7 protein-coding genes are annotated in these 15,077 nt (G+C 71.9%); 4 read left to right on the top strand and 3 right to left on the bottom strand.

The window, feature by feature from the left end:
- Positions 1-3: 3 nt before the first annotated feature.
- The gene (locus tag AC1RTC_RS14035; RefSeq protein ID WP_493156712.1) at positions 4-1,950 is read right to left on the bottom strand and encodes a hypothetical protein; all 1,947 of its coding nucleotides are present in this window, start codon (positions 1,948-1,950) and stop codon (positions 4-6) included.
- Between the two features lie 71 nt (positions 1,951-2,021).
- The gene (locus AC1RTC_RS14030) at positions 2,022-2,321 is read right to left on the bottom strand and encodes a lactococcin 972 family bacteriocin (protein ID WP_493156710.1); all 300 of its coding nucleotides are present in this window, start codon (positions 2,319-2,321) and stop codon (positions 2,022-2,024) included.
- Positions 2,322-2,451: 130 nt separating this feature from the next.
- Here AC1RTC_RS14030 and AC1RTC_RS14025 point away from each other — a divergent pair, with 130 nt between their 5' ends.
- Positions 2,452-3,066 carry a DUF1684 domain-containing protein gene (locus AC1RTC_RS14025; RefSeq protein WP_493156708.1) on the top strand — a complete coding sequence of 205 codons (615 nt, stop codon included), beginning with the start codon at positions 2,452-2,454 and terminating at the stop codon, positions 3,064-3,066.
- Between the two features lie 154 nt (positions 3,067-3,220).
- Here the strand turns inward: AC1RTC_RS14025 and AC1RTC_RS14020 are convergent, their stop codons facing one another.
- Positions 3,221-11,620 carry a beta strand repeat-containing protein gene (locus AC1RTC_RS14020; protein ID WP_493156706.1) on the bottom strand — a complete coding sequence of 2,800 codons (8,400 nt, stop codon included), beginning with the start codon at positions 11,618-11,620 and terminating at the stop codon, positions 3,221-3,223.
- A gap of 317 nt (positions 11,621-11,937) precedes the next feature.
- Between AC1RTC_RS14020 and AC1RTC_RS14015 the strand changes: the two genes are divergently transcribed.
- The 3 genes from AC1RTC_RS14015 (at position 11,938) to AC1RTC_RS14005 (ending at position 15,070) form a co-directional block, all read left to right on the top strand.
- A complete protein-coding gene (locus AC1RTC_RS14015) occupies positions 11,938-13,527 on the top strand; it encodes a DEAD/DEAH box helicase (RefSeq protein ID WP_493156704.1) in 1,590 nt (529 codons plus the stop codon).
- Between the two features lie 485 nt (positions 13,528-14,012).
- Positions 14,013-14,585 carry a TetR/AcrR family transcriptional regulator gene (locus tag AC1RTC_RS14010; RefSeq protein ID WP_493156703.1) on the top strand — a complete coding sequence of 191 codons (573 nt, stop codon included), beginning with the start codon at positions 14,013-14,015 and terminating at the stop codon, positions 14,583-14,585.
- Between the two features lie 2 nt (positions 14,586-14,587).
- On the top strand, positions 14,588-15,070 hold the full coding sequence (locus AC1RTC_RS14005) for a GNAT family N-acetyltransferase (protein WP_493156701.1): 483 nt from the start codon (positions 14,588-14,590) through the stop codon (positions 15,068-15,070).
- Positions 15,071-15,077 lie beyond the last annotated feature (7 nt).

Genomic DNA, 15,077 nt, shown 5'->3' with positions numbered 1-15,077 from the left:
GGGTCATCCTCTCCGGGCCAGGGTGCTGCGGAATGTCGCGGTGCCGGCCCAGAGGTGCGTGAACCAGCTGGTCGCCAGGTAGCCCACGGCGGCGAGCGGGGCGAGGCCGACGCTGCCGGGCGCGAGGGCCAGGAATGCACTGGCCAGGGCTGCGCCGAAGACCGCCGCGACGGCGGCCTCCCACAGCATCCGCGGCACGAGGATCGCGGCCCAGGAGCGCCCGGCCGTGCGCTGCACGAACCAGCGGCGGCGGCGCAGGAGGGCAAGGATCCAGGCCGTCACCGCGAGGCTCATGAGCAGCGCCAGCACTGCGAGCGCCACCGCCAGCGCGGCGAGCTGGGCGTTGCGCTGCTTCGACTGCGCGTCGTAGAGCCCGAGGTCGGCCACCCTGTCGATCGACAGGACATCGTCGGTCATGCCGCGCGCCTCGACCTCGGCAGCCACCCAGTCCGGGTCGTCGAACACCGCGTTCCCGCGGCTGACCGCCGACGACAGGAACTCGTCGTTGAGCTGGTCGGCGTCGACCACGAGGATCAGGGGGCGCTGGTGCGTGTCGAAGGTTCCGGCCATCGCGCCGAAGACCGGGAACGGGATGTCGGCGGTCGATCGGTAGAGCTTCAGCTCGGGCGGCTGGCCCGAGTCCGTCCACAACTGCAGCGTGGGCAGGAGCAGGCCGGTGACCGACGACGGCAGGGCCCCGAGGCCTCCCGCGACCGGCTCCATCGCGGCTCCGATCGCGGAGAGGTACTCCCGATCGGCGATGACCACGCCGTCGTACCCGAGGTCGTCGAGTGCGGCGGCGCTTGTGGCATCGACGAGGCTGACCGAGTCGGAGCTCAGGGACATGGAGAACAGTAGGGTGCCGTCGCGGGCGGCCGCCCCGGCGAGCCCGCCGAACGCGGCGTTCTCCGCCGCCCCGAGCTCAGCGCTGCCGATGCGCACCGTCACCCCGTCGCCCAGGGACGCCCAGGTCGCGCCGAGCGCTGTCGCCGTCGAGGCCGCGGTGATCAGGGCAATCGAGCCCGGCACGATCGCCGCTACCAGCACGACTGAGATCGCTTTGAGAACTTCGCCCAGAGCCCAGGACGCTCCCTCGGGGGGCTTCCTGGCGGCGATCCGGCGCACATCGGGCAGAGTGAGCGCCGCCATCAGCAGTGCGGCAGCCACCGCGACCGCGGCGAGGACGCCCATGAAGGCGCCGACCGTCGCGAGGTAGAACGCGATCCGCCCGAATCCGCCGACCAGGACCACGAGGAGCGCCGCGACGACTGTGGCCGCGGCCGGAAGCGCGAGAGCAGCGAGGAGGGAGCGGAGGTCGGTGAGGACGATCAGGGAGAGCCGCATGCCCGCGAGCATGCTGAGCTCTCGAGCGCGGGCGCGCAACGTGTACCAGGAGAGGATGGTCGCGCACAGCAGCAGGAGTGCCGCAGCGGCAGGAACCCACGCCCCCACGGTCAGGAGGGCGTAGGTGAGCAGCGCCTGCGGGGTCTTCGCGCTCACCGCCGCCTCGGCGCCGAGCTCCCTCTTCGCCCAGCTCTCGAACGCAGACGCCTGCGCATCTGTCGCGTAGAGGGCGTAGACGCCGTTCAGGCCGGTGAAGCCGAGGTCGGCCGATCCGGCCAGTGAGCCCTTCATGGTCGGCGAGAACCACTCGATCTCCCGCGCAGCACCAGCGCTGGCGCTGCCGAACCTGAATGCGAGCCGCTCGTTGAGGAAGTCGTCAGGGGCGCTGGCCACCCGGACGATCCCCACGCCCGAGGAGTCGGCATAGGCGTCGAGCCGGTCGATGATCTCAGCCCGCGTGAGGGGGCTGTCGTCGAACCGCAGCGAGGCCACGTGGTCGGCATCAGGCAGGGCGTCGAGGTCCGCCGCGGCCGCGTAGACGCCGGCGAGGAGCGCGACAAGAGCCGCAATGGCAACACCTGCCACACGTACGAGAACTTTGAGCATTCACAACCCTGTCGACTACGGATCCTGGTGCGGCGCCACCCCGCGGACGTGGCGCCGCACAGTGCGAGGGACTAGCAGACGCGGTAGTACGCCCGGTTGTTCTGGTTGACCGTGGTCGGCTGCGAGTTGTTGGACCAGACCCCGCCCGCGACGTTCGGCGACGACGAGAGGCCCCAGTCGTTTCGGGTGGACGACCCGTGGCACTGGGTCTGGTGGAAGTAGTCCGAGTAGAGGTGGACGCCGGCGACGACTCCGTAGTTCCAGGTACCGCCCTCGGCCGGATAGACCGTCGTAGCAAGGGCGGCAGTGCCGCCCCCCAAAGCCAGGCCGAGAGACAAGACTCCTCCGACAACGACGCGTCTGATGTTCATGAAGTTCTCCTTAGCTCGAAAGTGCGGGAGGCCGAACGGCCTCTCACCCTGTCTATTTCCGGAGGCAGGCACATCCTTACAGAGAATTTCTCGAACTTTGTGGCGGGCCGGCCAGGACTAGCGTGGAGCCATGACAGCCCTCCAGGTCGCCGACTGGCGCCGCCGCGTGTTCTCCGTCTACGAGCGCGTGCGGGAGGCCGACGACCTGTTCGCCGCGCACGACCTGTGGCGCCGCGAGCGCGACGACCTGTTCGCGAACCACCCGTCCACCCCGCTGCTGCCGGAGGACCGCGCGGAGTTCACCGGGCTGCCGGTGCGGCCGTACGACCCGGCGTGGCGGTTCGAGGTGGCTCTCGCCCCCGCCGTGGAGCGCCGGATGGAGGTCGAGACGGGCACCGACGGCGTGGTCCCGTTCGAGCTCATCGGCATCGCCGACGTTCCGGGGGTCGGCACGCTCGACGTCTGGCGCCTCGCCTCCTACGGCGGCGGCATCTTCGTGCCCGTGAAGGATGCCCTGCACGGGCAGCACGGCGGCACGTACGGCGGCGGCCGCTACCTCCTCGACACCGTGAAGGGCGCGGACCTGGGCCCGGGGCGCGAGCCGGACTCGCTCGTGCTCGACTTCAACTTCGCCTACAACCCCTCCTGCGCGTACGACCCGATGTGGGCGTGCCCGCTAGCGCAGCCGGGCAACACGGTGGCGGTCGAGATCCCGGTCGGGGAGCGGTACTCGGGGGCCTACTAGCGCCGGGAACGGTCGCGGCGGGATGCCCGTGCGGAGGTTCTGACACGAGGCTGCTGCCGTGGGGGCCGCATGGTGCCGAAACCTCCGCATGGGCGGGACGGGGCGGCGGGACGGGACGGGACCGGGCAGCGGGACGGGGCAGGACCGGGCGCGCCTACCGGCGGTGCCGGGGCATCCGCCGCCAGACGACCAGGATGCCGCCGAGGAGCAGCAGCAGCGCGCCGAGCTGGAGCGCCACCCCGACCTGGCTGCCCGTGAAGGCGAGCCTGCCGGCGGACAGCACCATCGCGGAGTCCTGCCGCGCGAGCGTCGGCAGCGGGCCGGCGCCCCCGCCGCGGCCGCCCAGGTGCGGGGTGTCCCGCGCCGTGACCCCGGCGGTGTTCACGATCGCGCCGGCCGGCGCTGCCGGGTTGAGCTCTGCCGTGAGGAGCACATCCGGAGTCACCTGCTGGTAGCCGAGCGGCCGGTCGAGCTCGCAGGTGACCGTGCCGCCGTAGCCGTTCCTGCCTCGGCCGGTGATGTCGCACGATACCCACTGCGCGGAGCCGGCGGCGGCCGTCTGCGGGGCGACGCTCAGAATCTTGAGCGTCGAGGGCAGGTTGTCGACGAGGATGACGTTGTCGACGGCGCCGAGCCCGGCGTTGCCCATCGTCATGCGGTAGTCGAACGGCTTGCCCGCATCGATGCTGGAGACCAGAGCCTTCTTGGTGAACCAGATGTCGGAGTCGCGGCCGTCGGGCGTCTCGGCGCAGCTCGCGGTCGCCGGCGGGTACTGCACCGCGATCGTGGTGTGCGGGTTGATCGCCAGTGTTACCTGGGCGCCCGAGCGCAGGCCGTAGCCGTAGGCGGCGGGGTCGAGCACGAGGTTCTCCCAGTCCGGGGTCTCGCCGGGCAGCGCGTCGCGCCAGCCGGGCCACGCGATGCCCTCGCCGTCCGCGTTCACGGCGGCGCCGGGCCACAGGAGGGAGCCCGTGACGGTGCCGTTCGCGGCGATCGGCACGGAGTCGGTGTGGATGACCGTGCCGAGGGCGTCCGCCCAGGCGACGGTCAGGGTCCGGCCGGAGACCGCCACGTTGTGGGCGTCGACCGTGTAGTCGAGCCACGGCGCGTCCTTGATGCAGGTCGGGGTGGCGACCACGTCGAGCCACTTCACGTCCACGGTCTCGTCGTCGGTGTCGCCGTCGACCACCGGGGTCGTCGAGGTGACGGCTGCCGTGTTGTCGATCTGGTCCTGCGCGATCTCGGGCAGCACGCGCACACTGAGCGTGATCGGATCGGCCGAGTCGCCGGCCGCGAGAACGGGCGCGTAGACGCACTCGAGGTCGCCGCCGTATCCGTCGATGTCCTTGTTGGTCACGGCGCAGCTGGTCCAGAGCGCCGGATCGGCCGTGATCGCGGTGACCTTGAGCGTCGTCGGGATCGCGTCCGTGACGGTGACGCCCGCAGCCGGGATCACGCCGGAGTTGGTGACGGCGAGCTCGTAGTCGTAGTCGGTGTCACCCTGCACCACGGGCATCGAGGCCGTCTTGGTGATCTCGAGCTGGCCGACCAGGAAGGTGTTGGTCACGGTGACGACGGCGGTTCCGGATGCTGCGATCGTGCCCGTGCCGTCGGCAGGGGTGAGCGTGCTCGACACGGCGAGGCCGGCGTCTGTCTCCTCCACCGAGCACACCGCACCGGCAAGCAGGCCGCCGACGGTCGCGCGGTAGTCCTTCGACGGGTCGGCGTCGGCCTGCAGCACCTGCACGGCGTCAGCACCGAGGTCGATCGGCACCATGCTGCCGTTGCTCGGGTACTCGCACTCGACGGAGACCTCGAAGGGACCCGCGCCGAAGCGGCTCGCGCCGGCGCCGATGCGCTCCTTGTCGATCTCGAGCGAGCCGGTCTGGAAGTCGTTCGTGATAGTCACTGTCGACGTGCCGCCGGCGGGCACGGCCGAGACCGCTCCGACGGTCGACGTGGTCGCGCCGCCGGTCTTCGTCTCGGTGACCGTGCAGTCCGCGCCGGCGATGAGGCCGGTGACGGAGGCCGCGTAGCCGTTCGCCGAGGTGAGCTCGACGATGCCGGAGTCGGGCAGCGGGATGGTCAGCGCGGTGCCGCCCGGCGACTTCGCCCAGGTGCAGTCGACCTGCGCCTCGAACGGGCCGACGCCGTAGTCGTCCTTGCCCGGGCCCGTGAAGGCCTTCTCGACCCGCAGCGTGCCGGTGGTGAAGGTGTTCGTGATGCCCGCGGACGTGGTGCCCGCGACGATCGTCACGCTCGAGGCCGCCGTGTGGGAGGTCGCGCCGCCCGCGTCGGTCTCGTCGAGCGCGCACGAGGTGCCGACCGGGAATACCTCGGAGAGCGTCTTCGTCTCCCCGCCCAGGATCACGAGGTCGCCGTCGTGGAGCGTCTGGCCGTCGTAGGTGCACGTGATGTCGATCGTGAACGGGCCGTCGGCGTAGCTCGAGTCGCCCGCGATCGTCTTCGTGACGGCGAGCTGGCCGCCCGCGTAGTGGTTGGTGATCGCCGCGGTGTACTCGGCGCCCGTGCCGAGCGGCACGGTGACTGTCTGGTTCTGCACGACAGTCGCCCCCGCGCCGCCGTTGACCCTCGCGGTGATGGTGGTCGCGCCGTCCGCGTCGGACTCGCGCAGCACGCAGGTCGCCGTGACGGGCAGGCCGGTGATGACCCGCTCCTCGCCGTCGGCGAGCGTGAATGCCGCGTCCCCGGCCGCGAGCGGCACCGTCACCGTGCTCGCCCCGGTGTCGGCCGAGCACGCGAGGGTGAAGTCGAAGGGCCCGAACTCCCCGACTGTCGAGTCGGTCGTCACGGTCTTGCCGACCCGCAGGCTCGTCGTGCCGTAGCTGTTCGTGACGGTCGCCCGCTGGTCGGCCGGTACGGGCGCTCCGGATGCCGCGGCAGTGCCGATCACGATGGCCGCCGCCGTGCCGCCCGCGTTCGACGGCGAGTAGCTCGTCGAGCTCGCGCCGCCGGTGTTCTCGACGGTGCTGCACTCGGCGCCGACGGGGATCCCGTCGATCCGGGAGGTGTAGGGCACGGCGTTCCCGGCCGCGAGCGTGAGCCTGCCCGCGGCGGGCATCGTGACCGTCGCGCCGGCGACAGCGCAGCTGACAGTGACCTGGTACGAGGTGGGGGCGAAGGCCGCGGCATCCCCGGAGATCGCCTTCGCGACCTGGATCGGGCCCGTGGCGAGCTGCACGCCCGCCTTGAGCGGCTCGACAGCGCGCGACGCGTTGCCCGCGCCGAAGGTCGCATAGACGCCGAAGCTGTTCCACGCGCGAGCGTTCGCCACGGGGACGGTGACCGGCGCGCGGCCGTCGCCGGCGGTCGTGCTCGGGGTGTTGACCGTCTTGTACGTCAGGGCGAGGGTCGCGGCCGGCGGCAGCGTGTCCTCGATCGGGTCGATGGCGGTGAAGTCGAAGACCACCCGGATCGCCTTGACGGACGCGTAGCCCGAGGTCGGGTAGCTCGGCCCGTCAAGCCAGGTGACGCCGGTGGAGCACGTCGAGTCGCTCGTCGCGAAGTTCGGGCACGGGCTGGCGTTGGTGGTGACCTGCCAGGTGTACGTGGTGCCCGCCGAGAGGTCGTCGGTGGTGAGCTGCAGCCCGCCCGCGAACACGGGCGCGTACGTCGTGGCGCGGGTCGCCCCGGTGCGGAGGTAGGTGTCGCCGGACTTCGGCAGCACGTCGACGACGGTCGCCGTTTGGGCGGGGATGTTTCCGCCGTTCGTGAACTGCAGCTTCCAGAGGTCGGTGCCGCCGATCACCGTGTTCGCGGCGCACGGGCTGCGGTAGAAGCCGCCCGCGTCGGACACGCAGGGCGTCGACGCGCTGGTGACGTTGGTGGCTCCGCGGGTGGACAGGCCGTCGGCATCCACATCGCCCTTGACGCCCTTGAACGAGCTGATCGCCGACGCGGAGATCGTGCTCACCGAGTTCGTGGTGGTGCACGCCGTGCTCGCGCTGCCCAGGCTCGCGCCGCGGCCGTTGCCGGAGGTGTTCGTGCAGGCCGCGAGAGTGCGGTCGCTCGAGACGGTCATGGTGTTGGTCGCGGCGCCGTAGCCCGAGGTGAGGCCGGGCGCGACCTGGAGGGGCACCACTATCGTGTACTTCTCCCCGGGCGCGAGCCGCGAGCCGGCGGGCCAGGCGACCCTGATCGTGCGGGCGGTGCCGTCGTAGGAGACCGTCGCGCCCGTGGTCGGCAGGATGCCGCCGGTGGAGGTCGAGAAGGTGAGCTCCGAGGTCGGGTCGAAGAGCAGCGGGCCGCCGGTGCGCAGGCCCGCGTCGATGGGCAGCGAGTCGACGACGACGGGGTTGTCGAGGTAGCCCGTGCCGGTGTTGGTCATGATGAGCGAGAAGGTGACGGTCTCGCCGGCCGGAGTGGTGCTGACCGAGGGGCGCTTCTCCACATCCACGCGGAACGTGCCGGTGTCGAGCAGGATGCTCGTGCCGCCCGCCGCCGTCGCGTCCGGGTAGTCGTCGTTCGACGAGCTCGCCGCGACGGGCGCGCTCACGGTCGACGGGAACGGGATCGCCGCGCCCGTGCTGCGCACGGTGTCGCGGAGGCGCACCACGTACGCGGCGGAGGCCGACCAGGTGTCGGCAGGCGCGTTCGTCGAGAAGATGCCCCCGCCGTTCTTGGTGAAGACGAAGCGGATGCCCGTGACGTGCGACACGGAGGTGCCGGCCGGCAGCGCCGCCGTGGCGGACGAGGTGCCGAGCGTCCACGTGGTCGAGCCGTCCAGCTGCACATCGACGCGCACGCGGTCCGCGCCGGCGGGCTTGGTCACGGTGCCCAGCGAGCGCAGGGCGAAGGCGTCCCAGAAGGCGGAGCCGGTGTCCTCGATGACGACCTGCCGACTCGCTGCGGTCGAGCCGTTGTGGGCCGCCGACACGGTGGCCGTCAGATCGCTGGCGCGGTTGGACTCGAGGATGCTCGCCGCCGACAGCGACTTCGTGGCCGAGACCTTGAGCACCGCCGCGACGAGCGAGATGTCGGCGTACTTCGAGTCGTAGCGGCTGTCGTCGTCGAGCACGTTGTCCCACACCTGCGTGAAGGACGTGTTGCGCACGGTGCCGGCGGTCACGAGCGTGGTCGGCTGGCTGCGCAGCATCTGCCGCACGCGCACATCGATGCGCATGTCGACGTAGGCGCCGCTCGCGATCGTTCCGCCGCCGGACGTATCGGTGCCGGTGTAGAGCACGCTGACGCCGATGACGTCGGTCCAGGTCGACGCCGAGTTGAGCGCGGTGGTGTTGTTCGCGTAGAACGGCACGCCGCCGATCTGCGTGGTCGCGATCGGGTTGCCGCCGTTGTAGAGCAAGCGGGTCACGAGCGACTTGGAGAGGTCGATGCCGCTGCCGTTCGGCGTGAGCACGACCTTGGTGACGAGGAGCCGCTCGAACGGGTTCGTCGCGGGGTCGTAGACGGCGGTGGCGTAGGGCGCCACGTCGTAGCCGTTGGTGCCGGCGTCGGTGTTGTGAACGGAGCCCACCGCGGTGGTGGCGGGCATGACGTCGGCGACGCGCAGGAACCACGCGCGGGCGTTCGAGGTGTTGGTGGCGCGCACGGTGAACGAGCTCGTCGGGTAGGAGCCGACCGCCACGTCGTCCGGGTTCGGGATGACGAGCGTGCCGTTCGCCGCGGTCTTCGTCATCGCCACCTGGGGCAGGTCGTCGAGGACCATGATCGCGTCCGAGTCGGAGGCGGAGGTCGTGGACCCGCCCGCGACGAGGGCGAGCGAGGCGGTGTTGAGCACGGAGCCGTCGTCCGTGTTGTTGTACGGGCGGAACTGGGTGACCCAGGGCGCGGAGGGCGTGCCCGTCGTGTCCCTGAGCTGGTTGCGCACCTGGAACACGAGGTCGAGGGTGCGGGCATCCGGGCCGCTGGCCACGCCGGAGCCGACGGGCGGCGCGAGCGGGTCTGTGGTGCGGGCGTCGTCGTTCGGGGCGAACGTGACGCGCACGCCGATGGTCGACTCCTGCTGGGCGGCGCTCAGGTTCTGCACGGGCATCCCGCCCTCGCACGGGTGCGCCGGGGTGCACGAGCCGATCGGCTCCCACGCCTGCGTGTTCTTGTTGAAGAGCTCGACGGCCGTGACCTCGTCCCACGCGATCTGCGGGTCGGTCGTGGTCGTGATGGCCTTGATCTGGGTCAGGTTGAACGCCTGGTAGACCGTCTGGGCGACCGGGGTCGCGGTCGACACCGGGTCCTGCACGGTCGCGCTGTCGTAGCCCGTGACCTCGCTGCCCCACGAGAGGCGCGCGACACGGGACTGGCCCGACTGCGAGTCCACGGCTGTCGAGCCGCTGACCGCCTGCCAGGTCTTGTCGAACAGCGCGCCGCCCGCGCCCGGGGTGATCGCCTTGATGGCGCCCGTCGCGGTGTCGGTGGCTGTCGAGTCGACAGCGGTCGCGACGCCCGCGACGACGATCGAGCCGGATGCCACGGCCGAGGCCGCGTTCGTGTAGGTGACGGGCGTGCCGTCGGCCGCCGTCGGGTCGGAGGTTCCGCGCACCTCCGCGCGCGCCTGGAAGCTGATCGTGGGCCGCACGACCGAGCCGAGGGCGTAGCCGCCGGGCTTCGTGAAGACGAACTTGAGGCCGGTGATCGACGCCGGCGAGGGCAGTGCGCGGCGGTAGGTCTGGGCGCTCGCGGTCGCATCGACCGTGTCGAGCTCGACCCAGCCGCCGGTCGTCTTGTAGCTCACAACGAGGGTGGAGCCGACCGACACGGCGGTCGAGCTGATGGCGACGGCGTCGAAGCCCGCCCAGTAGTCGGTGGCGGTGCCCGTCCACTCGTCGACGACGGTGATCGTGCCGGGTGCCACGTAGCCCGTGTCCGAGCTGGTGCGGGCCGTGAGCTGGACGAGCGAGCGGCCTCCCGCGGGCACGGCGGCCGACACCGGGGTGATCGTCTTGTCGAGCGTGACCGCGACGGCCGGGGCGAGCACTTCGAGGGCTGCGGTCGGGGTCGCGGGGGTGGCCGAGCCGGCGTCGTTCGCGCCGCCGATGCTCGGGGCATCCGTGAGAATGACGCTCGTGCCGGCGCCCGCTGCCTGGCCGTCGACGTCCACAGCGAATGCCGCCTTCGCCACTGCGCTGACCGCGATGTCGCCCGAGTACTCGATCGAGAAGCCGATGATGCGCTGGCCGCCGGAGAGGGCCGGAGTGGACGGCACGCCCGACGTGAAGGTCTGCGGGGCGGGAGCCGTTCCGCCGTCGACTGCCCACGTCACCGTGGCGGAGGTCGCGCCGCTCGGCCAGGCGGAGCCCGCGGGGCGGAAGCCGTCGAACGTGAGGCGGGTGTCCGCGAGCAGGCCCGTGGCCGGCTCGGTGATCGTCAGGGTGTCTAGGGTGCCCTTCGATGCGTTCTGGCCGGTGACGGTGACGAGCGACTCGGTGCCGGCCGGGATGCGCGCGGGCGCGAACACCGTCGAGCCGGTGACCTTCGAGTCGAGCGAGTCGATCACGTAGCTATCGCTCGTGACCGCGTCCTTCGCGGGCTGGCCGGGGACCACCACGGTTCCCGTGACGTTCGCGACCGCGGTGGTGCCGGTCACGAGCGAGGCGCCGCCGGTGCGGAACGTCGCCCGCTGCACGAGCTTCACCGCGACCGAGCCCTCGGCGCCGCCCGCCGTGAGCTCAGAGCCGGCCGTGGACGTGAAGATGAAGCGCAGGCCCCGGATGCTCGACCCGGCAACCCCGTCGGGCAGCACCGGCACGGTGTCGGGGCTTCCCGCCACCCAGGCGCCGCCGACGTACGCGTCCACCTGCACGCGGTCCGCGCCGCCGGGGAGCGTCACCGCTCCGAAGTCGGAGAAGTCCACGGCCTCGAACGGGTTCGTCGGCGCGGAGGGATCTGTCGGCACCGCGATCGTGAGGCTCGTCGCCTTGGCGTTGGACGTGTTGCGGGTCTTGAGCACGAGCGTGGAGGTCTCGCCGACCTTGAAGCGCGTCGACGCGGGAGTCCAGTCCGCACCGGCAGTCGTGGCGACGGTGACCGGAACGGTGATGGTCACGTCTCGGGACGCGTCGGCGTCCGGGGCGTTCACCGAGCTCGCGCGGGCGGTGTTCGCGATGGGAACGCCGTTGTAGGCCCAGTCCGGCGAGAGGCCGGCGGGCACGCTCAGCGCGACCTGGACGGAGTAGCCGGAGCCGCTCGCGATGCCGACGCCGCCGTCCGTGAGCGGCTTCTGAAAGTCGACAGTGAGCGTGCGGCCGTCCGAGCCGCCCCAGCTCGCGGTGGAGGGTCCGCCCGTGACGATGACGTTGGTGTTCAGGGTGAGGGCGGCGAACTCGTCGGGGAGGTCGTCGACGAGCCGGGCATCCGGGCAGTCCTCGGGCGAGCAGTCGACGGTGATCGTGTAGGTGAAGGTCTGCCCCGGGAGCACCACGGCCTTGTCGACCGACTTGGTGATCGTGAACAGGGAGCCCGGGTCGGCGTGCGCCGCGACGGGCGCGATGGTCGACAGTCCGACGACGGCGACGACGAGCGCGGCGAGCGCGCCGGCCAGTCCCCGCCGGCGCGCGCCATGGTGCACGAATGACACGGTGATGTACTCCCCCAGAGAGTCACGGTCGGCAGAATGCCGGGTGACAAGTCCTCACGCTATTCGGAGGACAGAAAGGGGTACACGCCCCAGAAGGGGTCCGCCCATCTCGGGGGGTACACGTTCGGTATATCGGGGCCTCTGCTAGGGTGGTAGTACTTGCGAGACCACGACGGTCTCCCTGCGTCGTAGAACGCTTCCCTTGAGCCCCTGGTTCAATAACTTCTCCGGCGAACGAGTGCGGCTTTCCCGCCTTCGCCATTCAGCAGTCCTGTGCACTTCACGAGCACGCGACTGCGCTTCTCAAGAAATCACCCATGTCAGAAAACATCTTCAGCACGCTCGGCGTGCCCGCCCCCGTCGTCGCCGCGCTCAGCGCGAACGGCATCACCGAGCCCTTCCCCATCCAGGTGGACACGCTCCCCGACACCCTCGCCGGCAAGGACGTGCTCGGCCGCGGCAAGACCGGCTCGGGCAAGACCCTCGCCTTCGCGATCCCGATGGTCGCCCGCCTCGGCGGCGCGCTCGCCGGCGGCAAGCGCCGCTCCGGCCGCCCGCTCGGCCTCGTGCTCGCCCCGACCCGCGAGCTCGCCACGCAGATCACCGCCGCCATGGAGCCGCTCGCCACCGCGTACGGCCTCACCGTCACGACGATCTTCGGCGGCGTCTCGCAGAACCGCCAGGTCGCTGCCCTCAAGTCGGGCGTCGACATCGTCGTGGCCTGCCCCGGCCGCCTCGAGGACCTCATGAAGCAGGGCTTCGCCCACCTCGACGCGATCGAGATCACCGTGCTCGACGAGGCCGACCACATGGCCGACCTAGGCTTCCTGCCGGTCGTCACCCGCATCATGGACAAGACCCCGCAGACCGGCCAGCGCCTGCTCTTCAGCGCGACGCTCGACAACGGCGTCGACAAGCTCGTGCGCCGCTACCTCCACAACGAGGTGCTCCACTCCGTCGACGAGGCGAACAGCCACGTCGCGGCGATGACCCACCACGTCTTCGAGGTCGCCGGCGTCGACGAGAAGAGCGAACTGGTCCGGATGCTCGCCTCGGGCACCGGCCGCCGCATCCTGTTCATGCGCACCAAGCACCACGCGAAGAAGCTGGCCAAGCAGCTCACCGACGCCGGGATCCCCTCCGTCGACCTGCACGGCAACCTCTCGCAGGTCGCCCGCGACCGCAACCTCGCGTCCTTCGCCTCGGGCGAGACCCGCGTCCTCGTCGCCACCGACGTCGCCGCCCGTGGCGTGCACGTGGACGACATCGAGCTCGTGATCCACGTCGACCCGCCGGCCGAGCACAAGGCGTACCTGCACCGCTCGGGCCGCACCGCCCGCGCGGGCAAGGAGGGCGAGGTCGTCACGATCGTGCTGCCCGCCCAGCGCAAGGACACGGCCGCGCTCCTGCGCAAGGCCGAGATCACCGTCACGCCGCAGCACGTCACCGCGTCGTCGCCGGCCGTCACCGCCCTCGTGGGCGAGGTCGCCGCGTACGTGAAGCCCGCCCCGCGCGCTGCCGTCGCCGAGAACCACGGACGCGGCCAGTCGCAGGGCGCCAACGCCCAGCGCAAGCGCGCCGGAGCTCCCCGTGATGGCGCTCCCCGCCGCGACCGCTCGGGTCGCCCGGCCGCGTCCGGGTCGGGCCGCCCGGCCGCGTCCGGCTCGGGCCGCTCCGGCTCCGGCCGCACGGGTGCCCCCGCCGGCTCCGGCCGCGCCGCCGTGACGGGCGAGCGCCGCAGCTCCGAGCCGCGCGCCACCCAGCCGCACGCCCAGTCCTCCCACGCGCAGCCCGCGCGCGCCGAGCAGGCCCCGTCTCGCCCGCGCGGCGGCAAGGGCCGCGCCCAGTCCACCGGCGGACCCATCCGCGTCGGCCAGGTCGTGCGCGCGAACACCCGCGGCCGCTAGACCTCAGCCCCTCCGAACGGCGTCCCTCCGGGGGCGCCGTTCGTGCGTCGGGGGCGCTCCGCCTCAGCTCAGCGCCCGCCCCGCGACGACCCCGGGTCGCGCGCCGCCCCGCCGAGGGACCTGGTCGCGCCACGCACCCGCAGCCGTGGCGCCGCCCCACAGCCGTGCGGAGGTTTCGACACGAGGCGGGTGCCGCGGCGACAGCATGGTGCCGAAACCTCCGCGCGGGCACGGCGGCGGCACGCGCACTCCCACCCGGAACCTCCGCACGGGCTCGGCGGCGGCCCGCGCATCCCACCCGGAACCTCCGCGCGGGCACGGCGGCGGCACGCGCACTCCCACCCGGAACCTCCGCGCGGGCACGGCGGCGGCCCGCGCATCCCCCCAACACGCCGTATTGGACACCGTGCGATACCTGTCGCACACCGTACGGTGGCGGCATGGGAAGAGGGCGCGGAACCCGGGCTGGGCTCGTACGTGACGATGTGGCGACGGCGGCGCACGACCTGCTGGTGCTCGAGGGATTCAGCGCCGTGACCATGCGCCGGGTCGCCGAGGTGCTCGGGGTCGCCCCCAACACGCTCTACAGCCACGTCGAAGACCGCGGAGACCTCGCCGACGCCGTGCTCGACCTGGAGCTCGCCCGCATCGCGATGCCCGAGGCCGGCACGAGCCAGAACAAGGTCGAGCTCGTGATGCGCGCCCTGTGGAACTGCCTCGTCGCGCGCCCCGGCCTCGCCGCGCACCTGCTCGACCGCACGAACCGCAGCGCCGAGCTTGCCCGGCTGCGGCGCGACCTCGGCGATCTGCTCCGGCAGGCCTCCCCCACCCCCGACCTCTCGATGGACTTCGTGGGCGTGCTGCTGTCGTACACGGTCGGCTCCGCGGCGATGGCGGGCTCGATGAACATCGTGAGCGCCGACCGCATATTCCGCGAGGGGCTGCAGCTGTACATCACGGCCCTCAACCTCGAGCCGGCCCCCGGCCGCTTCACCGTGCGCGAGTGGCCCATCTTCGAGGACACGATCCCCGGCCGGGCGAGCGACCTCGCCGGCTAGCCGTGGAGCTGCTGATCCGACAGGCGGTGGCCCGGGATGCCGCGGCCATCGGCGCCGTGCACGCGCAGTCGTGGCGCGAGGCCTACGCGGGCATCATGTCCCCTCGGTGGATCGCCCGGGTGTCCGCCCGGGAGCGCACCGCGCGCTGGCGCAGGATCCTCGCCGAGCCGCAGCCCGAGGACACCTGGGTCGCGGTCGCGAACGGCACCATCGTGGGCTTCGCGTCGGCCGGCCCCGCACGGGATGACGACCCGCCCCGGCCGCTCGAGCTCTGGTCGCTCTACCTGCTCGAGAGCCACCAGGGCCTCGGCATCGGGCGGGCGCTCGTGGAGACCGCGATCGGCGACCGCCCCGCGTACCTGAACGTGCTCCGCGACAACGACAGGACTATCGGCTTCTACCGCCGGATGGGCTTCGAGCCCGATGGCCACACCGGGACGCTCAGCTACTGGGAGAACGTCGCGGACATCAGAATGGTGCGGTGACCCGCCG

It is taken from the genome of Rhodoglobus sp. GW821-FHT12B09, assembly GCF_058809925.1.
This window is presented reverse-complemented; position numbering and strand designations above follow the sequence as displayed.